The organism is Curtobacterium sp. MCBD17_035 (genome assembly GCF_003234815.2).
Classification (GTDB): Bacteria; Actinomycetota; Actinomycetes; order Actinomycetales; family Microbacteriaceae; genus Curtobacterium.
Window position 1 is genome coordinate 1,738,855 of the sequence record NZ_CP126279.1, and the last position, 20,588, is coordinate 1,759,442.

Consider the following 20,588-nt stretch of genomic DNA (forward strand, 5'->3'; position numbering starts at 1 on the left):
CGGGCAACTAGACTGGGTGGATCATGAGCGACAGCACCGCATCGACCACCGATCCCGCCTCGACCCCCGGCACCTCGATCACCGGTTCCTCGCGCGTCAAGCGCGGCCTCGCCGAAATGCTCAAGGGCGGCGTCATCATGGACGTCATCGACGCAGAGCAGGCGCGCATCGCCGAGGACGCCGGCGCGACGGCGGTCATGGCGCTCGAGCGTGTCCCCGCCGACATCCGGGCCCAGGGCGGCGTCGCCCGCATGTCCGACCCGTCGATGATCGAGGACATCATCGCCGCCGTGTCGATCCCCGTCATGGCGAAGGCACGCATCGGCCACTTCGTCGAGGCCCAGGTGCTGCAGGAGCTCGGTGTCGACTACATCGACGAGTCCGAGGTCCTCTCGCCGGCGGACTACGTCAACCACATCGACAAGTGGGACTTCACCACGCCCTTCGTGTGCGGCGCGACGAACCTCGGTGAGGCCCTCCGTCGCATCACCGAGGGTGCGGCGATGATCCGCTCCAAGGGCGAGGCCGGCACGGGCGACGTCTCCGAGGCGACGCGGCACATCCGCACGATCTCGAAGGAGATCGCCGCGCTCCGCAACCTCAAGGACGACGAGCTCTACGTCGCCGCCAAGGAGCTGCAGGCTCCGTACGACGTCGTCAAGGAGGTCGCCCGGACGGGTGCGCTGCCCGTCGTGCTGTTCACCGCGGGCGGCGTGGCCACCCCGGCGGACGCGGCGATGATGATGCAGCTCGGCGCGGACGGCGTGTTCGTCGGCTCGGGCATCTTCAAGTCCGGCGACCCGGCGAAGCGCGCCGCGGCGATCGTCAAGGCCGTCGCGTTCCACGACGACCCGAAGGTCATCGCCGAGGTCTCCCGCGGTCTGGGCGAGGCGATGGTCGGCATCAACGTGGCCGACGTCCCCGCGCCGCACCGCCTCGCCGAGCGTGGCTGGTAGCCCCGTCGTCGGGAGCGTCCGGCCCCGGATCGGGGTCCTCGCACTCCAGGGCGACTTCCGGGAGCACATCGCGTCGCTGACGGCGCTCGGTGCCGAGGTCGTGCCGCTCCGTCGCCCGGAGGAACTCGCGAGCCTCCAGGGCGTCGTGATCCCGGGGGGCGAGTCCAGCGTGATGGACAAACTGGCGCGGTCGTTCGGTCTCGCCGAGCCGTTGTCCCAGGCCATCCACGAGGGCCTGCCGACGTACGGCACCTGCGCCGGGATGATCATGCTGTCGTCGCGCATCCAGGACGGCATCGACGGGCAGCAGACGCTCGACGTGCTCGACACGACGGTCCGCCGCAACGCGTTCGGCAACCAGAACGACTCGTTCGAGATCGACATCCCGATGCCGGACCTCGGCGAGGCCCCGGTGCACGCCGTGTTCATCCGTGCCCCGGTGGTCGAGGACCACGGTCCCGACGTGCAGGTCATCGGCGCCCTGCCCGACGGCCGACCGATCGCGGTGCAGCAGGGCAACGTCATCGCCTCGGCGTTCCACCCCGAGGTCAGCGGCGAGGACCGCTTCCACCGCCGCTTCCTCCAGCTCGTCGCCGACGCCTGACCCGGTCGGCGCGCGCCAGCGGGGAGGCGCGGCACCACCCGTCCCGTCCCTCCCGGCCTGTACGATGACCGGGATCACCAGAACCGATCGAGGAGAACCGTGTCCGGGCATTCCAAGTGGGCAACGACCAAGCACAAGAAGGCGGTCATCGACCAGCGCCGTGCGAAGTCCTTCGCGAAGCTCATCAAGAACATCGAGGTCGCCGCCAAGATGGGCGGTGCGGACCTCTCGGGCAACCCGACGCTGGTCGACGCCGTGCAGAAGGCGAAGAAGACCTCCGTCCCGAACGACAACATCGACCGCGCGATCAAGCGCGGCGCCGGCCTCACCGGTGAGTCGATCGACTACCAGACGATCATGTACGAGGGCTACGGCCCGAACGGCGTCGCGATGCTGATCGAGTGCCTCACGGAGAACAAGAACCGCGCCGCGGCCGAGGTCCGGACCGCGATGACGCGCAACGGCGGCACCATGGCCGACCCGGGCAGCGTGGCCTACAACTTCGCGCGCAAGGGCGTCATCTCGGTCACCAAGACCGACGGCCTCACCGAGGACGACGTCCTCGGTGCCGTGCTCGACGCCGGTGTCGAGGAGGTCACCGACCAGGGTGGCGGGTTCGAGATCATCACCGAGGCCTCGGACCTCGTCGCCGCGCGGACGGCCCTGCAGGACGCCGGGATCGACTACGACGCCGCCGACGCCGAGTTCGTCCCCGGGCTCCGGATCGACGTCGACGCCGAGACGGCCCGCAAGGTGTTCAAGCTCATCGACGCCCTCGAGGACAGCGACGACGTGCAGAACGTCTACGCGAACTTCGCGATCCCGGCCGAGGTGCAGGCCGAGCTCGACGAGGACGAGGACTAGTCCCGTGACCGGGTCCGACCGGCCCCGTCCGTGATCCGCGTCCTCGGCGTCGATCCGGGCCTGACCCGGTGTGGCGTCGGCGTCGTCGAGGTCGCGGCCGACCGTCGGGCCCGTCTCGTGCACGTCACGGTGGTCCGCACACCGCCGGACATGGCGCTCGAGCAGCGGTTGGTCCGCATCGCCGCCGGCGTCGGTGCCGCGATGGACGAGTTCCGGCCCGATGCCGTGGCCGTCGAGCGTGTCTTCGCCCAGGCGAACGTGCGCACGGTCATGGGCACCGCCCAGGCGGCAGGACTCGCACTCCACGCAGCGGCGTCGCGGTCGATCCCCGTCACGTTGCACACCCCCTCCGAGGTCAAGGCGGCGATCAGCGGCTACGGCAACGCCGACAAGAAGCAGGTGGCGACGATGGTGGCGCGGGTGCTCGGACTGGCCGAGGCCCCGAAGCCCGCCGACGCATCGGACGCGCTCGCACTCGCGATCTGCCACGCCTGGAGGGTCGGCGCACCGACCGAGGCCGGTGCGCGGGCCGTCACGCTCACGCCGGCCCAGCGGGCGTGGCGAGAGGCCGAGCGGTCGGTGGTGTCTCGTAGGCTCGGAGGATGATCGCGAGTCTCCGAGGCACCTGCATCGACACGGCGGGCTCCCGCATGGTGGTCGAGGTCGGTGGCGTCGGGTACGGCGTGACCGTGACCCCGCAGCACGCGTTGGCCGTCCGACACGGGGCCGAGGTCTTCCTGTGGACCGTGCTCGTCGTCCGCGAGGACGACATGTCGCTGTACGGGTTCGAGACCGCCGAGGCGCTGCAGGTGTTCGACCTGCTCCGCGGCGTCTCCGGCGTCGGGCCGAAGTCCGCGATGGGGGTGCTCGCGACGATGACGCCCGCACAGGTGGCGCGCGCGGTCACCGACGACGACGACACGGCCTTCCGCAAGGTGAGCGGCATCGGCCCGAAGACGGCCAAGCTCATCACGGTGGCCCTCGCCGGCAAGCTCACCGCCGTGCACGAGGCCACCCCCTCGCCCGCGGCTCCGCACCCCGCATCGGAGGACGTCGTCATCGCCCTGGTCGGTCTCGGTTGGCGCGAGGACGCAGCGCGCACCGCCGTCGACGAGACGATCGCGAACGAGCCCGGTGTCGCAGCGATGGGCACGCAGGCGTTGCTCCGTGCCGCGCTCGGCACGCTCCGGCCGTCGGGTGCGGCGCGATGAGCGGGATCACGTCCTCCGCACCCGAGTCCGAGGCCGAGCTCGCCTTCGAGGGAGCCATGCGGCCGCGGTCCCTGGCGGAGTTCGTCGGCCAGCGCAAGGTGCGCGGGCAGCTCGAGCTCCTGCTCACGGCCGCGGCGATGCAGGAGCGCACGCCGGACCACATCCTGCTGGCCGGGCCTCCCGGGCTCGGCAAGACGACGCTCGCGATGATCGTCGCGCACGAGTCGGGGCGACCGTTGCGCATGTCGAGCGGGCCGGCCATCCAGCACGCAGGCGATCTCGCCGCCGTCCTGTCCTCACTCGTGCCGGGCGAGGTCCTGTTCATCGACGAGATCCACCGCATGGCGCGCTCCGCCGAGGAGATGCTCTACCTCGCGATGGAGGACTTCCGCATCGACATCATGGTCGGCAAGGGCGCGGGCGCGACGAGCATCCCGCTCGACCTCGCCCCGTTCACCCTCGTCGGGGCGACCACGCGGGCCGGGCTGCTGCCGAACCCGCTCCGCGATCGCTTCGGGTTCACGGCCCACCTCGAGTTCTACGAACAGGACGAGCTCGAGCAGGTCCTCGTCCGCGCCGCGGGGCTGCTCGACCTCGCCATCGACCGGTCCGCCCTCCGCGAGATCGCCGGACGGTCCCGGGGGACACCCCGCATCGCGAACCGCTTGCTGCGTCGCGTCCGCGACTACGCCCTCGTGCACGCGCCCGTCAGCGGCATCGATGCCGTCCGTGGCGCACTCGACCTGTACGACGTCGACGAGCTCGGTCTCGACCGCCTCGACCGAGCGGTCGTGGAGACCATGCTCACGCGGTTCGACGGCGGTCCGGTCGGTCTCAACACGCTCGCCGTGTCGGTGGGCGAAGAGAGCGAGACCATCGAGTCGGTCGTCGAACCGTTCCTCGTGCGCGTCGGGCTCGTGACCCGGACGCCCCGCGGCCGGATCGCGACGCCGACGGCGTGGCGGCACTTCGGACTCACACCCGGCGGCGCCGCCCAGCAGGGCTCCGCTCCCACGGCACAGCCAGAACTGTTCGAGCGCGACTGACGCTCCGAGCGGCGACGCGGGGCGGGACGATGCTCCCAGCGCGGTGCCCTAGACTACCCCCGCCCGATTCGAGCACCCCCCCGGAAGGCCCATCCCATGCAGTCTAGTCCGACCACCATCATCATGCTGGTCCTCGCGTTGGGGCTCGTGTTCCTCATGTTCCGCAACAGCCGGAAGCGGAAGCAGCAGCAGGAGACGATGACCACCAAGATGGTCCCGGGCGCGCGCGTCATGCTGTCGTTCGGGCTCTACGGCACCATCGTGTCCGTGAACGACGAGAAGGTCACGGCCGACGTCGAGATCGCGCCCGGCACCGTCGTCACCGTCCACCGCCAGACCCTGTCGCGGGTCGTCGACGACAACGGCGACGACGCCGCCACCGCGGTCGTGGGCACCACGGCCACGGGCGACGAGGAACCCCGGCCGGTGATCGCCCCGGTCGAGACCACGGGCGAGCCGGAGTTCGGCGAACGCCTCGGCAGCGACACCACCGGCGTGGTCGACCCGGACGCCAAGCGCGACGACCGCTGACCCCGACCCACCGCCCGGCCGACCCCGATCGGCCCGCCCGAGGGCGACTCCTCCGCACCCGGTAGCCGATCGGCTGCGCGGTCCGTACAGAAAGCAGAGACGCACAGGTGGCACGAACGACACCGGTCAAGAAGGCGCTTCGCTCGCTCACCTGGTTGGTCATCATCATCGCCGCGCTCTCGGCGCTCAACGGGACGGCGACCATCCTGGCCAACAGCGCGAAGACCTCCGGATGGTGGGACTCGGCGAGCTGGGCGCCGGAACTGGCGCTCGACCTCCAGGGCGGCACGCAGATCACGCTCGCCGCCAAGCAAACGGGTGGCAACGACGTCAACGCGCAGCAGCTGCAGCAGGCGGTCGAGATCATCCGTGAGCGCATCGACGCCTCGGGAGTGTCCGAGTCCGAGATCAACACGCAGGGCTCGAACAACATCGTCGTGTCGATCCCCGGCCGGCCCGACAAGCAGACCATCCAGCGGATCGAGGCAGCCGCGAAGCTGACCTTCCGCCCCGTCCTGTACACGACCGCGGCGACGAACACCTCGGTCGGCGGCAAGGGCAAGAACGGTACGGCCTCACCGACGCCGTACAGCCCACCCGCGTCGCTCGAGGCCACGCCCACGGCGAAGCCGACGAACGCGAGCGACCCGAACTGGGTGAGCGCGCGCCTCCAGGACCTGTACGAGAACTACGACTGCAACGCGCCGGACGACGTCACCTCCGCCCCCGACTCGAAGCCGCTCGTCACGTGTGACCAGGACGGCGCCAGCAAGTACATCCTCGGCCCGGTCGAGGTCGTGGGCGCCGACATCAGCAACGCGACGTCCGGCATCGCCACGAACTCGCAGGGCGTGTCCACCGGCGAGTGGGCCGTCAACCTCAGTTTCAACGGCCAGGGCACCAAGGACTTCCGCGCGGTCACCTCGCGCCTCGTCTCGCTCACGGCGCCGCGGAACCAGTTCGCCATCGTCCTCGACGGCACGGTGATCACCGCGCCCGCCACGAACAGCGCGATCACCAACGGCAAGGCGCAGATCACGGGGTCGTTCACCGCGGACACCGCCAAGACGCTCGCCGACCAGCTCAAGTTCGGTGCCCTGCCGATCAACTTCACGGTGCAGAGCAACGAGGTCATCTCGGCGACCCTCGGTTCGGCGCAGCTCATCGGCGGTCTGATCGCCGGTCTCATCGGTCTGCTCCTCGTCGTCATCTACTCCGTGGTGCAGTACCGGGCGCTCGCGTTCGTGACCGTCCTGTCGCTCGCGGTGTCCGCCGCGATCACCTACCTGGTCATCGCGATCATGTCGTGGCGCATCGACTACCGGTTGTCCCTGGCCGGCGTGGCAGGCCTCATCGTCGCGATCGGCATCACGGCCGACTCGTTCATCGTCTACTTCGAACGCATCCGCGATGAACTCCGCGAGGGCCGCGCGCTCGAGAGCGCGGTTGAGGCGGGGTGGCGCCGTGCCTTCCGCACGATCCTGGCGTCCGACTCGGTCAACTTCCTCGCGGCCGTGACCCTCTACATCCTCGCGGTGAGCGACGTGAAGGGCTTCGCGCTGACCCTGCTGCTCACGACGATCATCGACATCATCGTCGTGACGCTGTTCACCCACCCGATGCTCCGGCTCATCGCGCGCACCCGGTTCTTCAACGAGGGACACCGCTTCAGCGGGCTTGACCCGACCGCACTCGGTGCGGTGTACCGGGGCCGCGCGCAGTTCCGTGCCCCCGTCGTGGACGGCAAGCGCCAGCGGAGCGCACGTGAGGCCGCGCGACGACAGACGATCGCCGAACGCAAGGCGCAGGGCACGACGACGACCACGGACTCCGAACGCCCTGAGACCGACGGGAAGGACTCCTGATGGCCAGCTTCAGCCAGTTCGGCAGCGACCTCTACACCGGCAAGCGCTCCTACGACATCGTCGGGCGCCGACGCCTCTGGTACACGATCGCCATCGCCGCGATCGTCATCTCCGTCGTCGTGCCGTGGCTCCGCGGTGGCTACCACCTCGGCATCGAGTTCACCGGCGGGTCGGAGTTCACCATCTCCGACGTGTCCACCCTCGATCAGGACCCGGCCACCGCTGCGGTCGAGCGAGTCGTCCCGGACGTCGTCCCGCGGGTGTCCCAGCTCGGCCGTGACTCGATCCGGGTCCAGACCTCGCAGCTGACGACCGCGCAGAACGACGACGTCGCTGCCGCGCTCGCCAAGGCGTACGACGTGTCGGACACCAAGGTCGCGTCGTCCTACATCGGTGCGACCTGGGGTGCGGACGTCCTCGACCAGGCCATCCGCGGTCTCGTGATCTTCCTGATCCTCGCTGCCGCGTTCATGACCATCTACTTCCGCACCTGGAAGATGTCGCTCTCGGCCATGGCGGCGCTGCTCCACGACCTGCTCATCACGGCCGGGGTGTACGGCATCGTCGGCTTCGAGGTCACGCCCGCCGCGGTCATCGGGTTCCTGACGATCCTCGGGTACTCCCTGTACGACACGGTCGTGGTGTTCGACAAGGTCCGCGAGAACACGGCCCAGGACGCCGAGGGCTCGCGGCGCACCTTCGCGCAGTCGGTGAACCTCGCGGTGAACCAGACGCTCGTCCGCTCGATCAACACCTCGGTGGTCGCGTTGCTGCCCGTCGCGGCGATCCTCTTCATCGGGTCGTACGTCCTCGGCGCCGGGACCCTGCGGGACATCTCGCTGGCGCTGTTCATCGGCATCATCGTGGGCACCTACTCGACGATCTTCATCGCGTCGCCGCTCTACGCACACCTGCGGATCGGCGAGGAGAAGATCCGCAAGTCGGACCAGAAGAAGCTGCAGGCCGCGGCACGACAGCCGGCCTGACCACCGAGAGGCGACCGCATGCAGGAGATCGACGTCCACGAGGCCATGCGCCGGGTCGAGGGCGGAGCGCGACTCATCGACGTCCGCGAGCAGGACGAATGGGACGCGGGCCACGCTCCGGTCGCGCGCCTGCTGCCGATGTCGGCCCTGCAGGAGCGGTGGACCGAGATCGCCGCCGACGATGAACCGGCACTGATCATCTGCCACTCCGGCCACCGGTCGGGGATGGTCGCCGACGCGCTCGAGCGGTCGGGTGTGCCGGCCGTGAGCGTGGCCGGTGGCATGGTCGCCTGGGCGCAGGCCGGGGGAGCGGTCACGACGGCCGCTGACGACGCGAGCGGGCACCACGACGCCGTGGGCGAACCGGGTTCGGACGCCTGAGTCCGCGCGCGTAGTGTTGAACGCACAGCACCCGGCGTTGCCTGCACCACGAGTGTCGGGCAGTCCGCGTGCGGACGACCGCGACCGCGGCCGAGGGACATCAGTGGGACGACGCTCCGAGCGACGTGCCGGGGCCGGAGGCGACGCATGACCGACACACGGGAATCCGCGGCGGCCGAGGGCGCCGCAGCGCGACCCGATCCGGCGACGATGCCGTCGAGCGCCCCGACCGGTGCCAACACGACCGGTTCGATCGGGTCGTTGCGCTCCCTGCTCCCGCGACTGTTCTCGCGCGCCCAACCGGCCGGGGCCGTCGACACCCTCATCCGGACGGTCCGCGCGCACCACCCGAAGGCGGACGTGACGCTCATCGAGCGCGCCTACTCCGTGGCCGAGCGCGCCCACGACGGACAGCGCCGGAAGTCGGGCGAGCCGTACATCACCCATCCGGTGGCGGTCGCGCAGATCCTGGCCGACCTCGGCATCGGGTCCATCACGATCGCGGCGGCGCTGCTCCACGACACCGTCGAGGACACCGAGTACACACTCGACGAACTCCGCGACGACTTCGGTGACGAGATCGCGATGCTCGTCGACGGCGTCACCAAGCTCGACAAGCTCAAGTACGGCGACAGCGCGCAAGCCGAGACGGTCCGCAAGATGGTCGTCGCGATGTCGAAGGACATCCGCGTCCTCGTCATCAAGCTCGCCGACCGGTTGCACAACGCGCGGACATGGGGCTTCGTCGAGTCCGCCTCCGCGACCCGGAAGGCCAAGGAGACGCTCGAGATCTACGCGCCCCTGGCGCACCGTCTCGGCATCCAGATGATCAAGCTCGAGCTCGAGGACCTGTCGTTCGCGGTCCTCCACCCGAAGCTGTACGTCGAGATCGACAGCCTCGTCAAAGAGCGCACCCCGAAGCGCGAACAGTTCGTGCAGAACGTCATCGGCCTGGTCAAGAAGGACCTCAAGGCCGCGCGCATCCGCGGCGACGTGATGGGCCGCCCGAAGCAGTACTACTCGATCTACCAGAAGATGATCGTGCGAGGGCGGGAGTTCGACGAGATCTACGACCTCGTCGGCATCCGGGTCCTCGTGCCGACGGTCCGCGATTGCTACGCCGTGCTCGGGTCGGTCCACGCGCGGTGGACCCCGCTCCCGGGACGCTTCAAGGACTACATCGCGACCCCGAAGTTCAACCTGTACCAGTCGCTGCACACGACCGTCATCGGCCCGCAGGGTCGCCCGGTCGAGATCCAGATCCGCACGCACGAGATGCACCTCCGTGCCGAGTTCGGGGTCGCGGCCCACTGGAAGTACAAGCAGCGGATGAACGGCCGCGACGTCGACACGACGAGCCACTCCGACGCCGACATGGCCTGGCTCGCGCACATCTCGGACTGGCAGGCGGAGACGAGCGACCCGACCGAGTTCCTCGACTCGCTGCGGTACGAGATCGGTGCGAAGGAGACCTACGTCTTCACGCCGCAGGGCAAGGTGATCGGGCTGCCCGCCGGAGCCACCCCCGTGGACTTCGCGTACGCGGTGCACACCGAGATCGGCCACCGCACGATGGGTGCGAAGGTGAACGGTCGGCTCGTGCCGCTCGAGAGCGAGCTGTCGAGCGGCGACGTCGTCGAGATCTTCACCTCGAAGAACCCCGACTCCGGCCCGAGCCAGGACTGGCTCGCCTTCGTCCGGAGTCCTCGGGCCCGCAACAAGATCAAGCAGTGGTTCACCAAGGAACGCCGCGAGGAAGCGATCGAGCAGGGCCGCGACGCCATCGCCCGTGCGATGCGCAAGCAGAACCTGCCGCTCCAGCGACTCATGAGCCAGGACACCGTCGCCGAGGTCGCGTCGAGCATGCGGTACGAGGACGTCTCGGCGCTGTACGCCGCCATCGGCGAGGGACACGTCTCGACGCAGTCGGTGATCGAGAAGATCCTCGCGAGCGTCCAGACCGAGACCGAGACCGACGAACCCGAGCTGACGTTCCCCGCCCGGGTGTCGAGTCGGGTGCTCCGGAACAGCGACAGTGGTGTGCTCGTGCGCGGCGCACCGGACATCCTCGTGAAGCTCGCGAAGTGCTGCACCCCGGTGCCGGGGGACCAGATCGTCGGGTTCATCACGCGCGGACAGGGCGTGTCGGTGCACCAGGCGACGTGCTCGAACGTGCAGTCGCTCATGCAGGAGCCCGACCGGATGATCGAGGTCGAGTGGGCCCCGTCGTCGAAGAGCGTGTTCCTCGTGCAGATCCAGATCGAGGCACTCGACCGCGCTGGCCTCCTCAGCGACGTCACCCGGGTGCTCTCGGAACACCACGTCAACATCCTGTCGGCGACGGTGTCGACCTCGTCCGAGCGGTTGGCACTGTCCCGGTTCGTGTTCGAGATGGGTGACACGACCCACCTCGACCGCGTGCTGAACGCGGTACGCCGCATCGACGCCGTGTACGACGTCTACCGGGTCAGCGCGGGCTGAGCCGGCCGGGGACGGTCATCGCAGGGCCTCCTCGAGCCGGCCGACCGCCTGTCGCGAGTGTGGCGCGGACCGCGTCGCCGCCAGCGCGGTCCGGATCGCGTCCGGATGCACGAGCGCGGTCAACCGTCGCACCGCCTCGGCGTCGTCCCGCTCCCATCGCTCACCGACGCGCAGGAGGTCGACGGCCGTCCGGAGGGGGGCGGTGACACGTGCCGGACCGACGACGACGACGTCGGACCGAGTGAGCCGGGTCTCGCGAACGCGGAGCCGCGGCCGGGAGGCCCGAGCACGCGTCCCGGGGCCGGCGCAGGCCTGCAGCACGGCGGGGGCGCGTGACCGAGCACCCCAGATCCACGCCGCCGTGAGCCGCTCGGCGACGATGCGCGAGTCGGACACGGACCACGCGAACGCACTCGCCCGCGTCAGGGCGTCGTCGGGGAGCGCGACGGACGCGAAGCAGGCGTCGACCTCGTAGAGCTCGCCGTCCAGCCGCGCGGCGCAGAGCTCCGCGAGGGCGAGGTCGTCAGGGGTGTGGATGCGGCGCACCGGACGAGTCTGGCGCGGCCGTCGGTCCGACGTCGTCGGTGCATCCCGCCCTGTGGAGGAGTCGCCCGACCGGGCGATCTGGGGCCGCTCAGTACGAGCTGGTGTCGTCCCCGAGGCCGGACGCCGCACCGGTACGAGCCCGATGGGCGTACTCGTCCATGATCCGTGCCGATGCGCTCGTGCCGATGCGGTCCGCCCCGGCGGCGACCATGGCGATGACGGCGTCGAGACCGCGCACCCCGCCGGACGCCTTCACCCCGACGTCCGGTCCGACCGTCGCCCGCATGAGGCGGATGTGGTCCTCGGTCGCGCCGCCGCCCGCGAAGCCCGTCGACGTCTTGACGAACGAGGCTCCCGCGCGGACGGCCGCGTGGCAGGCGGCGACGATCTCGTCGTCGGTCAGGAACGCGGTCTCGAGGATCACCTTGACGGGGACGTCGCCCGCGACCTCCACCACCGCGCGGACATCGGCCTCGACCGCGGACCAGTCGCCGCTCTTCGCCGCGCCGATCTGCTGCACCATGTCGAGCTCGAACGCGCCATCGGCGATCGCCTGACGGGCCTCCGCGGTCTTGGTGCTCGTGGTCGTCGTGCCGTGCGGGAACCCGATGACGGTGCCGACTCCCACGCCGGTACCGGTGAGGCGCTCGACGGCGTGTCGGACGTCACTCGGACGGACGCACACGCTGAGGACCCGGTGGGTCGCCGCCTCGTCGAGTTGGGTGTCGACGGCGGCGCGGTCGAGTTCGGGCTTGAGGATCGCGTGATCGATGAGACGACGGACGTCGTCGGCGGACGCGGGGAACAGTGCGGATTCCACAGCATCCGAGCGTACCGTCCCGGACATGCGTCTCCTCGTCACCGGAGCCACCGGGTACATCGGCGGCCGCCTCGTCCCGCGCCTGCTCGAGGCGGGCCACGACGTCCGTGTCCTCGCCCGGACCCCGCGCAAGCTCGACGACGTGCCGTGGCGGGATCGCGTCGAGGTGGTGCAGGGCGACCTCACCGACGCCGACGCGGTCGCTCGCGCCGTCGATGGCATGGAGGCCGTGTACTACCTCGCGCACAGCATGGGGACGCGCGGCGACTTCGAGGAGACCGAGCGCCGTGCCGCGCGCACCATGGCCTCGGCCGCACGCGCCGCCGGTGTCCGACGGTTCGTCTACCTCGGCGGGCTGCACCCGGACGGCGCGACGAGCAAGCACCTCCGCAGCCGGGCCGAGGTCGGGCAGGTCCTCCTCGACTCGGGCGTCCCCACCGTCGCCCTGCAGGCGGGGGTCGTCATCGGGTCCGGCAGCACCTCGTTCGAGATGATCCGGCACCTCACCGACGTGCTGCCATGGATGCCGGCACCGCGGTGGGTCCGGAACCGCATCCAGCCGATCGCCGTCCGCGACGTCCTGTACCACCTCGTCCGGGCGATCGAGCTACCGGCGGACGTCAACCGGACCTTCGACATCGGCGGCCCCGACGTCCTCCGCTACGGACAGATGCTCAACGCGTACGCGGTCGAGGCGGGCCTGCCCCAGCGACCGATCTCGACCCTCCCGGTCCTGACGCCCGAGCTGGCGGCCCACTGGTTCAACCTGGTGACGCCGATCCCGCGTGCCCTCGCCAAGCCGATCATCGAGTCCTTGCAGTACGAGTGCGTGCAGCGGGAACACGACATCGACGCGTTCATCCCGCATCCCGACGGCGGCCTGACCCCGTACCGGACGGCCGTCCGACTCGCGTTGCAGAAGACGCGCGAGGGCGAGGTCGAGATGAGCTGGCGCAACGCGAGCATGGACGGCGCGCCGAGCGACCCGCTGCCGAGCGACCCGGAGTGGGCCGGCCACGTCGTGGACGTCGACGATCGAACGCGCCGGACCACGGCCTCGGCTGAGGACGTCTGGCGTGTCATCGAGTCGATCGGCGGCGACAACGGCTGGTACTCGCTGCCCCTCGCCTGGGCCCTGCGCGGGTGGATGGACCGCATCGCCGGTGGCGTCGGTCTGAGCCGCGGCCGGCGGAACCCGGATCGACTCGAGACCGGGGACGTCCTGGACTGGTGGCGGGTCGAGGAGCTCGACCGGGGCCGTTACCTCCGGTTGCGAGCGGAGTTCAAGGCCCCGGGCCGCGCCTGGCTGGAGCTGTCCGTGCGGCCCACCGAGGACGGCTCCGAGTACCACCAGCGGGCGATCTGGTTCCCGCAGGGACTCGCCGGACGCCTCTACTGGTGGTCGATCCTCCCGTTCCACGGGATCATCTTCCCCGGCATGGTCGAGCGCATCACGGCGCGTGCGGAACGCGGCGGCGGACGCCAGGACCTCCCACACGAGGCGCCGCTCGGCACACCACACCGCGAGACCGCCGCGAGCGAACGCTCGGCGGCCGGATGAGGTCCCCGGGTCGCACCGGAAGCCCGCCCACGGCAGAATGGACCACGACGTCGAGGAGGCAGTCATGACCGACGAGCAGACCGGAATCGAACAAGGCGGCGCGGACGAAGCCCACGAGGCTCCCGCGGGGGAAGCAGCAGCGGACTCGTCCGCCACCCAGGCCCCACGCCAGCGGCCGTCGTCCTCGGACCACGACGGCGAACTCGTGCTGTTCGTGGGCGACAGCCTGACGGCAGGCGGCGACTGGCAGTCGTGGCTGCCGGGGGAGCGGGTGCGGAACCTCGGGGTGAACGGGGACACCACCGACGGCGTGCTCGCGCGCCTCGACGAGGTCGTCGCGGCACAGCCCGACGTCATCGTGCTGCTCATCGGCACGAACGACTTCGGCAACCACCGGGCGACCGCTGAGCACGTCGTGCGCAACGTCGAGTCCATCCTGGTGGACCTGCGCCGCGACCTGCCGGGCGTCCGGCTGCTGCTCGTGTCGATCCTGCCCCGCGCGGCGTCGTTCACACCCCGGATCGAGGAGGCGAACCGGCACCTCCGGCAGTTCGTCGCGACCTGCCGCGCGCAGTTCCTCGACCTGTGGCCGGCACTCGCCGAGGGCGACCGGATCGACCCCCGGTTCACCGAGGACGACCTGCACCTCAACGAGGACGGCTACCGCGCCGTGGTGGGCGAGCTCCTCCCCGCGCTCGAGCGGCTCCGGGACCTGCCGCCCATGTCGCGTCCGATCAACCTGGCGGACCTCCGCGACCTCCAGCGCTGATGCCGTCCGGCTCCCGCCGACAGGCGGAACCGGACTTCACACGTCCCGCTCTCGCGCCCGGCCTCCTGGCCGCGGTGGGCCTCCTGGCCTGCATCGCGCTCGTCGGCTCGTCCGGCTTCGTGTTCGTGCGTGTCGGCGTGACGTTCCTGGCGCTGGTCGTCATCGTGTTCGCGTTCCGGGCGCGAGCGTGGGTCGCCGCCGCCGTCACGCTGGCGATCGCCGTGTGCTGGAACCCCGTCGTGACGGTGCCGATCCCCGGCCAGCTGTGGGCGGCCCTCCAGATCGTCGCGGCCGCGGCGTTCGTCGCGGTGGGCATCGTCGTGAAGGTGCCCGACGACCGCACATGACGGACGGTCACGCGCGCCCTCACGCCGCTGACCGACCGCACTGACGCCGCCACCGTGGACCGATAGGATTCGGATGGCGGGCACCGTGCCCGACCGCATCGAGAAGGGCGTGGATGGCCGACGAGACCGCACCGGAGACCGAGAGTCCGCTGCTGAACCCTCATCCGTCCTCCGGCGGACTCGAACGATCCGACGTCGTGGTCCGGAAGGGCCGGCTGACGCTCCTCAACGGGCACCTCACCCCGCAGCAGTCGATGATCGAGGACCTGCTCTTCATCGACGACGCGCTCACGGCCGCCGACGTCGACCACATGCTCATCCGCGGCAACGACACCCGGCCCGTGCTCGCGCTCGACGAGCGTGACCGACAGCGCGCCGAGAGCACGCTCATGGACGCCTGCGCGAACGAGCCGTTCTACGCGAAGCCACCGGGGGAGCGCGCGGTCCTCATCGCCGACGACGGTCTCGGGCAGTCCGGGAGGGACGTGCTGCGGCTGTTCCGTCCCCGTCTGGAGCCGATCGGTCGCCTCCGCTACGGCGCGGACACCGCGGTCCAGGTCGAGTTCTGGCGCGTCACCGACACCGAGGTCCTCGCGCCCGTCGAGAACGCGATGATGCGCCGCAGTCTGCCGCTCGACGAGTTCGTCCGGACCGAGGTGGAGCGCTACGGCCGCACGTGGCAGACGATCGAGCACATGTTCGACGACCACGTCAGCGACATCACGTTCCCCATCGACATGGTCTTCTCGTGGGTCGACGGCAACGCGATCGAGTACCAGCGCGCCCGGCAAGCCCAGCAGGCCAGCGCCGTCCTGGGCGAGGGCGACGACGCCCCGGCCCGCTTCCGGCAGATCGACGAGCTCAAGTACGCACTCCGGTCGGTGCACACGTTCGCGCCCTGGATCCGCACGATCTACATCGCGACCGATTCCCCCGCCCCGGCTTGGCTCGCGGATCACCCACGGGTGCGGATCGTCCGGAGCGAGGAGTTCTTCGCCGATCCGTCGGTCCTGCCGACGCACAACTCGCAGGCCGTCGAGTCGCAGCTCCACCACATCCCCGGCTTGAGCGAACACTTCATCTACTCGAACGACGACATGTTCTTCGGCCGCTGGGTCGACCCGTCGATGTTCTTCTCGCCCGGCTCGATCACGAAGTTCATCCTCGCCACCACCCGGATCGGCCTGGGGACGAACAACGCTCAGCGCAGCGGCTTCGAGAACTCGGCACGGGTGAACCGGCAGCTCCTCCAGCAGCGGTTCGGCGCGATCACCACGCGGCACCTCGAACACGCCGCCACCCCGCTCCGCAAGAGCGTCATGTCCGAGATGGAGCACGAGTTCGCCGACGAGTTCGCGCGCACGGCAGCGTCACGGTTCCGCGCCGCCGACAACATCTCCGTGACGAACTCGCTGTACCACTACTACGCACTCATGACCGGGCGCGCCATCGTCCAGGAGAACGCGGTGGTGCAGTACGTCGACACGACCATGGTGTCCGGCCTCACGGCGCTCGACGAGCTGCTCCGCCGGCGCAACGTCGACTTCTTCTGCCTCAACGACGGGAGCTTCCCGGAGGTCTCCGACGACGAGCGCACCGCCCGGGTGACGGACTTCCTCGAGAAGTACTTCCCGTTCCCGGCCCCGTGGGAGCGGCCCACCGATGGGATCGCTCCCGCCGGAGCCGCTACCGCCGGCTGACGGGGGAGGCCGGCACCACCTCGTCGCGGAACACGGGGATGCTCGAGGTGACCGGCTGCGGTTCGACCGCGGCCGGGATGACCACGCCTGCCGCAGCGAGCCGTTCGGCAACCTGTACCGGCGCGACGCGCTCACCCACGGTCGCGTAGTGCCCGATCGGAACGACCGAGTGGACCACGGTCGATCCGTACACGTGCACGAGGTTGAACGACTGCGCACCGTCGCGCCCGCGGGTGCCACCGCCCTCGGTGACCAGGTCCTGCGTGTAGCAGGTCGCGCTGGCGACCGAGACGGGGATCCCGGCGAACTGTGACGTCGTCGAGTAGTGCAAGTGGCCACCGATGATCGAGATGATGTCGGAGCCCTCCACCACCTCGGCGAGTGCCTGCTGGTCGCGCAGTTCGACGAGGACCGTCAGGTCCTGGACACTCGGCACGGGCGGGTGGTGGAGCGCGAGGATGGTGCCGTGCGGCGCCGCCACGCTGAGTTCCTCGGCGAGCCAGTCGAGCTGCGCGGAGGTCAGTTCCCCGTAGTGGTGGCCAGGCACACTCGTGTCGAGCGTGATCACCCGGAGCCCGTTGACGTCGTACACGAAGTCCACGGGCCGGTCGGTGGGCTGCAGACCGAACAGCTCACGCCGGAACGCGCCACGCTCGTCGTGGTTGCCCATCGCCCAGATGAGCTGGGCACCGAGTCGTTCCGACGCCGGTTCGAGGATGCGGCGGACCCGTGCGTACGCTCCTGGCTCACCGCGGTCCGCGACGTCGCCCGTGACGACGATGGCCTCGGGGTGCGAACCCGACGCCTCGATCTCGTCGACGATCTGCTGCAACCGCGCAGCCGAGTCGACGTCTCCGTACAGCTCGCCGTCAGCGGCGATGAGGTGGGTGTCGGAGAGGTGGAGCAGGAAGTGGTTCGGCCTGGGGTGTTCGGCCGTCCGGATGTCCATGGAGCTCGCAATCAATCACTCGTCGAGGAACAGCGCGGCCAACGTTGTCACAGCCACGTACACCAGTCCAGCACCCGCGCGTGAACGTGCCCTGAACTGGGTGGGCGTGTCCGATCGTCCCCAGGTGAACGACGAAGCGCCCGACCACCATCGTGGTCGGGCGCTCCCGTATGTCGGTTCAGTGACCGCCGCTGCCGACCTGCGGCGCCTGGTGCGTGCCCTCGAGGTCCGGCCCGTGGTGCGCCGCATGCGCGGCGTCGAGCTCGGGCTTGGAGACGGGGGCGATGCGATCCTCGAAGAAGAACTTCGACATCCGAGCGCGGACCCGCTCGACCGGGCTGATCTTGCCACGTGCGTTCGGATGGAGCATGAGCGGCTGGTACTCGTTGAACTGCAGCAGACGCCACCGCTCGTACTCGTCGAGCTGCTCGTGGACCTCGATGTACTCGCCGTGCGGCAGGCGCACGATGCGGCCCGACTCGTACCCGTGCAGCACGATCTCGCGGTCCTTCTTCTGCAGCGCGAGGCAGACGCGCTTCGTGATCCAGAAGGCGAAGAACGGGCCGAGGACGACCATCGCCTGCACCACGTGGATGACGTGGTTCAGGGAGACCATGAAGTGCGTGGCGATGATGTCCGAACTCGCGGCGGCCCAGAGGCCGCCGTAGAGCGTCATGCCGGCGGCACCGATGGCCGTGCGGGTCGGCGCGTTGCGCGGGCGGTCGGCGATGTGGTGCTCGCGCTTGTCGCCCGTGACCCACGCCTCGAGGAACGGGTACAGCAGGATGGCGCTGATGAGCAGCACGAGCACGATGATCGGCGCGAGGATGTTCATCGAGAGCGTGTAGTTGCCCCAGATCACGAACTCCCAGTGCGGCGGGACCAGACGCAGGGCGCCGTCGGCGAAGCCGATGTACCAGTCGGGCTGGGTCCCCGCGGACACGGGGGACGGGTCGTACGGACCGTACGTCCAGATCGGGTTGATCGTGAACAGCGACGCGATCAGGGCGAGGATGCCCGCGACGATGAAGAAGAACCCGCCCGCCTTCGCGGCGAAGGCCGGGAGGATCGGGACACCGACGACGTTCTCGTTGGTGCGGCCCGGGCCGGCGTACTGCGTGTGCTTGTTGATGACGACGAGCACGAGGTGCACACCGAGCACGGCGACCAGGATCGCCGGCAGCAGCAGGATGTGCAGCGTGTACAGGCGGCCGACGATCGCGGTCCCCGGGAATTCCCCGCCGAACAGCAGGTAGGCGATCCACACGCCGATGACCGGGACACCCTCGATCATGCCGACGATGATGCGGAGGCCGTTGCCGGACAACAGGTCGTCGGGGAGCGAGTACCCCGTGAAGCCCTCGGCCATGGCGAGGACCCAGAGGAGGAAGCCGAACACCCAGTTGAGCTCACGCGGCTTGCGGAACGCGCCCGTGAAGTACACCCGGAGCATGTGCAGCATGATCGAGGCCACGAACAGCAGCGCCGCCCAGTGGTGGATCTGCCGGACGAACAGACCGCCGCGGATGTCGAACGAGATGTTGAGCGTCGACTGGTACGCCGCCGACATCTCGATGCCCTTGAGCGGGACCCACGAGCCGTCGTACGAGACGTCCGCCATCGACGCCTGGAAGAAGAACGTCAGGAAGGTGCCGGACAGCAGCACGACGACGAAGCTGTAGAGCGCCACCTCGCCGAGCATGAACGACCAGTGGTCGGGGAAGATCTTGCGACCGACCTCTTTGACCAGCCCGGAGATGCTCGTGCGCTCGTCGATGTAGTTCGCGGCCGCGCCGACCAGCCGGGACGTCGGCGTCGGCGCGTTCTGCGGCGGTGTGGCCGCCGCCGGCGTGGGACCGGTGGTCCGTGTGGTGGTGGTGCTCATGAAACGCGCTCACGCTCCCAGAAGCTGGGGCCGACGGGCTCGTGGAAGTCGCTCTGCGCGACCAGGTAGCCCTCGGAGTCGACCGTGATGGGAAGTTGGGGAAGGGGCCGGCTCGCCGGGCCGAAGATGACCTCGCAGCTGTGCGCGACATCGAACGTCGACTGGTGGCACGGGCACAGCAGGTGGTGCGTCTGCTGCTCGTAGAGCGCGACGGGGCATCCGACGTGGGTGCAGATCTTCGAGTAGGCGACGATGCCGTCGTACCCCCAGTGTTCCTGGCCCTTGCGGGGATGGAGCTCCGACGGGTCCAGGCGCATGAGCAGGACGGCCGCCTTGGCCTTCTCCTCGAGCATGTCCGACTTGTCGAGCAGACCGTCGGGGATCACGTGGAAGACCGAGCCCTGGGTGACGTCGGACGCCTTGATCGGCAGGCCGGTCGGGTCCTTCGTCAGGCGCGTGCCCTGCTTCCACATCGTGTAGCTGAGGAGCTTGTTGGGGTCGGCAGCGGGCGCGAGATCGCGCACCAGCACGACACCAGGGAGCGGGAACGCCACGAGCGCACCGATGAGGCTGTTGCGGATGACCGTTCGACGGTTGAAGCCCGATTCCTTGTCGCCGAGCCGGAAGGCCTCGACGGCCTTCGCACGGGTCTCCTCGGAGCCACGGGTCGCGTGACGCTGCTCGGAGATCTCGCGGTCCACGACGAGGGTCTTGGACCAGTAGACGGCACCGAACCCGAGGGCGAGGAGCGCCAGCGTGATCGACAGACCGAGGAACAGGTTGCCGAAGCGGACCGTCGACAGGTCGCCGGCGCGGACGGGGAACGCGACGTAGGACGCGATCGCCAGGATGCTGCCGATGATCGAGATGTAGAAGAACGTCGCGACCTGACGCTCGGCCAGACGCTCCTTCTTCGGGTCGACGTCGGTCCGCCGCGGGCGGTGCGGCGGCTCACCGGGGTTCTGGAACGGTTCGGCGGGCAGGACCGCGGTACCGGCGGGGATCGAGGGCGTGTCGTGCTTCTCGACAGCGGAGGACGCGGACAGTACGTCGTCGTCGCGCTCTGTCATGGTGTTCCCTTCAGTG

The 20,588-nt window shown here is 69.7% G+C and carries 20 protein-coding genes; 15 read left to right on the top strand and 5 right to left on the bottom strand.

What is annotated here, in order from left to right:
• Nucleotides 1–23 precede the first annotated feature (23 nt).
• The 11 genes from pdxS (at nt 24) to DEI93_RS08335 (ending at nt 10,925) form a co-directional block, all read left to right on the top strand.
• Nucleotides 24–956 (top strand): pyridoxal 5'-phosphate synthase lyase subunit PdxS, encoded by a 933-nt coding sequence (gene pdxS, locus DEI93_RS08285; RefSeq protein WP_111119344.1) that lies wholly within the window; start codon nt 24–26, stop codon nt 954–956.
• Nucleotides 946–1,560 (top strand): pyridoxal 5'-phosphate synthase glutaminase subunit PdxT, encoded by a 615-nt coding sequence (pdxT, locus tag DEI93_RS08290; RefSeq protein ID WP_111035859.1) that lies wholly within the window; start codon nt 946–948, stop codon nt 1,558–1,560. The genes pdxS and pdxT overlap by 11 nt, the downstream gene beginning before the upstream one ends.
• Before the next feature lie 99 nt (nt 1,561–1,659).
• On the top strand, nt 1,660–2,424 hold the full coding sequence (locus DEI93_RS08295; protein WP_111013333.1) for a YebC/PmpR family DNA-binding transcriptional regulator: 765 nt from the start codon (nt 1,660–1,662) through the stop codon (nt 2,422–2,424).
• Between the two features lie 30 nt (nt 2,425–2,454).
• Nucleotides 2,455–3,030 carry a crossover junction endodeoxyribonuclease RuvC gene (gene ruvC / locus DEI93_RS08300; RefSeq protein ID WP_111119345.1) on the top strand — a complete coding sequence of 192 codons (576 nt, stop codon included), beginning with the start codon at nt 2,455–2,457 and terminating at the stop codon, nt 3,028–3,030.
• Complete coding sequence (gene ruvA, locus DEI93_RS08305; protein ID WP_111071567.1) at nt 3,027–3,635, top strand: Holliday junction branch migration protein RuvA; 609 nt, start codon at nt 3,027–3,029, stop codon at nt 3,633–3,635. Before ruvC ends, ruvA begins: the two co-directional genes overlap by 4 nt.
• The gene (ruvB, locus tag DEI93_RS08310) at nt 3,632–4,681 is read left to right on the top strand and encodes a Holliday junction branch migration DNA helicase RuvB (protein ID WP_111009032.1); all 1,050 of its coding nucleotides are present in this window, start codon (nt 3,632–3,634) and stop codon (nt 4,679–4,681) included. The genes ruvA and ruvB overlap by 4 nt, the downstream gene beginning before the upstream one ends.
• Nucleotides 4,682–4,777: 96 nt before the next feature.
• Nucleotides 4,778–5,212: a preprotein translocase subunit YajC gene (gene yajC / locus DEI93_RS08315; protein WP_111119346.1), complete on the top strand. Its 435-nt coding sequence runs from the start codon at nt 4,778–4,780 to the stop codon at nt 5,210–5,212.
• Nucleotides 5,213–5,319: 107 nt separating this feature from the next.
• Nucleotides 5,320–7,077 carry a protein translocase subunit SecD gene (gene secD, locus DEI93_RS08320; RefSeq protein WP_111119347.1) on the top strand — a complete coding sequence of 586 codons (1,758 nt, stop codon included), beginning with the start codon at nt 5,320–5,322 and terminating at the stop codon, nt 7,075–7,077.
• The gene (gene secF / locus DEI93_RS08325) at nt 7,077–8,063 is read left to right on the top strand and encodes a protein translocase subunit SecF (protein ID WP_111013331.1); all 987 of its coding nucleotides are present in this window, start codon (nt 7,077–7,079) and stop codon (nt 8,061–8,063) included. The genes secD and secF overlap by 1 nt, the downstream gene beginning before the upstream one ends.
• Before the next feature lie 18 nt (nt 8,064–8,081).
• Nucleotides 8,082–8,444: a rhodanese-like domain-containing protein gene (locus DEI93_RS08330; protein WP_111009036.1), complete on the top strand. Its 363-nt coding sequence runs from the start codon at nt 8,082–8,084 to the stop codon at nt 8,442–8,444.
• 210 nt (nt 8,445–8,654) lie between these two features.
• Nucleotides 8,655–10,925, top strand: coding sequence for a RelA/SpoT family protein (locus DEI93_RS08335; RefSeq protein ID WP_111009339.1), 2,271 nt, complete (start codon nt 8,655–8,657; stop codon nt 10,923–10,925).
• Between the two features lie 15 nt (nt 10,926–10,940).
• Here DEI93_RS08335 and DEI93_RS08340 read toward each other — a convergent pair whose 3' ends face one another.
• Nucleotides 10,941–11,471 (bottom strand): hypothetical protein, encoded by a 531-nt coding sequence (locus tag DEI93_RS08340; protein WP_111009037.1) that lies wholly within the window; start codon nt 11,469–11,471, stop codon nt 10,941–10,943.
• Nucleotides 11,472–11,559: 88 nt separating this feature from the next.
• Nucleotides 11,560–12,291 (bottom strand): deoxyribose-phosphate aldolase, encoded by a 732-nt coding sequence (gene deoC, locus DEI93_RS08345; protein ID WP_258372185.1) that lies wholly within the window; start codon nt 12,289–12,291, stop codon nt 11,560–11,562.
• A 25-nt stretch (nt 12,292–12,316) separates the two neighbouring features.
• On the opposite strand from deoC, the gene DEI93_RS08350 reads away from it, so the two are divergent.
• The 4 genes from DEI93_RS08350 to DEI93_RS08365 all read left to right on the top strand — a co-directional run bounded on the left by DEI93_RS08350 (nt 12,317) and on the right by DEI93_RS08365 (nt 16,668).
• Nucleotides 12,317–13,852, top strand: coding sequence for an SDR family oxidoreductase (locus tag DEI93_RS08350; RefSeq protein ID WP_111119349.1), 1,536 nt, complete (start codon nt 12,317–12,319; stop codon nt 13,850–13,852).
• 64 nt (nt 13,853–13,916) lie between these two features.
• Nucleotides 13,917–14,621, top strand: a complete 705-nt coding sequence (locus DEI93_RS08355) for a GDSL-type esterase/lipase family protein (protein WP_111025706.1) — start codon at nt 13,917–13,919, stop codon at nt 14,619–14,621.
• The gene (locus DEI93_RS08360) at nt 14,621–14,968 is read left to right on the top strand and encodes a DUF6804 family protein (protein ID WP_111013328.1); all 348 of its coding nucleotides are present in this window, start codon (nt 14,621–14,623) and stop codon (nt 14,966–14,968) included. Before DEI93_RS08355 ends, DEI93_RS08360 begins: the two co-directional genes overlap by 1 nt.
• A gap of 113 nt (nt 14,969–15,081) precedes the next feature.
• Nucleotides 15,082–16,668 (top strand): stealth family protein, encoded by a 1,587-nt coding sequence (locus DEI93_RS08365; protein WP_111071562.1) that lies wholly within the window; start codon nt 15,082–15,084, stop codon nt 16,666–16,668.
• Here the strand turns inward: DEI93_RS08365 and DEI93_RS08370 are convergent.
• The 3 genes from DEI93_RS08370 to qcrA all read right to left on the bottom strand — a co-directional run bounded on the left by DEI93_RS08370 (nt 16,655) and on the right by qcrA (nt 20,572).
• Entirely contained in the window at nt 16,655–17,617 is a 963-nt protein-coding gene (locus DEI93_RS08370) for a phosphodiesterase (RefSeq protein WP_111009042.1), read from the bottom strand. The two genes, DEI93_RS08365 and DEI93_RS08370, sit on opposite strands and share 14 nt — an antisense overlap.
• A gap of 178 nt (nt 17,618–17,795) precedes the next feature.
• A complete protein-coding gene (gene qcrB, locus DEI93_RS08375; RefSeq protein WP_111119350.1) occupies nt 17,796–19,502 on the bottom strand; it encodes a cytochrome bc1 complex cytochrome b subunit in 1,707 nt (568 codons plus the stop codon).
• Nucleotides 19,499–20,572 carry a cytochrome bc1 complex Rieske iron-sulfur subunit gene (qcrA, locus tag DEI93_RS08380; protein WP_111009044.1) on the bottom strand — a complete coding sequence of 358 codons (1,074 nt, stop codon included), beginning with the start codon at nt 20,570–20,572 and terminating at the stop codon, nt 19,499–19,501. The genes qcrB and qcrA overlap by 4 nt, the downstream gene beginning before the upstream one ends.
• Between the last annotated feature and the right edge of the window lie 16 nt (nt 20,573–20,588).

Excerpts from the sequence above, each read along its gene's own strand:
- pdxS (WP_111119344.1), top strand. The coding sequence starts at position 24 with ATGAGCGACAGCACCGCATCGACCACCGATCCCGCCTCGACCCCCGGC.
- ruvA (WP_111071567.1), top strand. The coding sequence starts at position 3,027 with ATGATCGCGAGTCTCCGAGGCACCTGCATCGACACGGCGGGCTCCCGC.
- ruvB (WP_111009032.1), top strand. The coding sequence starts at position 3,632 with ATGAGCGGGATCACGTCCTCCGCACCCGAGTCCGAGGCCGAGCTCGCC.
- yajC (WP_111119346.1), top strand. The coding sequence starts at position 4,778 with ATGCAGTCTAGTCCGACCACCATCATCATGCTGGTCCTCGCGTTGGGG.
- secF (WP_111013331.1), top strand. The coding sequence starts at position 7,077 with ATGGCCAGCTTCAGCCAGTTCGGCAGCGACCTCTACACCGGCAAGCGC.
- DEI93_RS08330 (WP_111009036.1), top strand. The coding sequence starts at position 8,082 with ATGCAGGAGATCGACGTCCACGAGGCCATGCGCCGGGTCGAGGGCGGA.
- DEI93_RS08335 (WP_111009339.1), top strand. The coding sequence starts at position 8,655 with ATGCCGTCGAGCGCCCCGACCGGTGCCAACACGACCGGTTCGATCGGG.
- DEI93_RS08350 (WP_111119349.1), top strand. The coding sequence starts at position 12,317 with ATGCGTCTCCTCGTCACCGGAGCCACCGGGTACATCGGCGGCCGCCTC.
- DEI93_RS08355 (WP_111025706.1), top strand. The coding sequence starts at position 13,917 with ATGACCGACGAGCAGACCGGAATCGAACAAGGCGGCGCGGACGAAGCC.
- DEI93_RS08360 (WP_111013328.1), top strand. The coding sequence starts at position 14,621 with ATGCCGTCCGGCTCCCGCCGACAGGCGGAACCGGACTTCACACGTCCC.
- DEI93_RS08365 (WP_111071562.1), top strand. The coding sequence starts at position 15,082 with ATGGCCGACGAGACCGCACCGGAGACCGAGAGTCCGCTGCTGAACCCT.
- DEI93_RS08370 (WP_111009042.1), bottom strand. The coding sequence starts at position 17,617 with ATGGACATCCGGACGGCCGAACACCCCAGGCCGAACCACTTCCTGCTC.
- qcrB (WP_111119350.1), bottom strand. The coding sequence starts at position 19,502 with ATGAGCACCACCACCACACGGACCACCGGTCCCACGCCGGCGGCGGCC.
- qcrA (WP_111009044.1), bottom strand. The coding sequence starts at position 20,572 with ATGACAGAGCGCGACGACGACGTACTGTCCGCGTCCTCCGCTGTCGAG.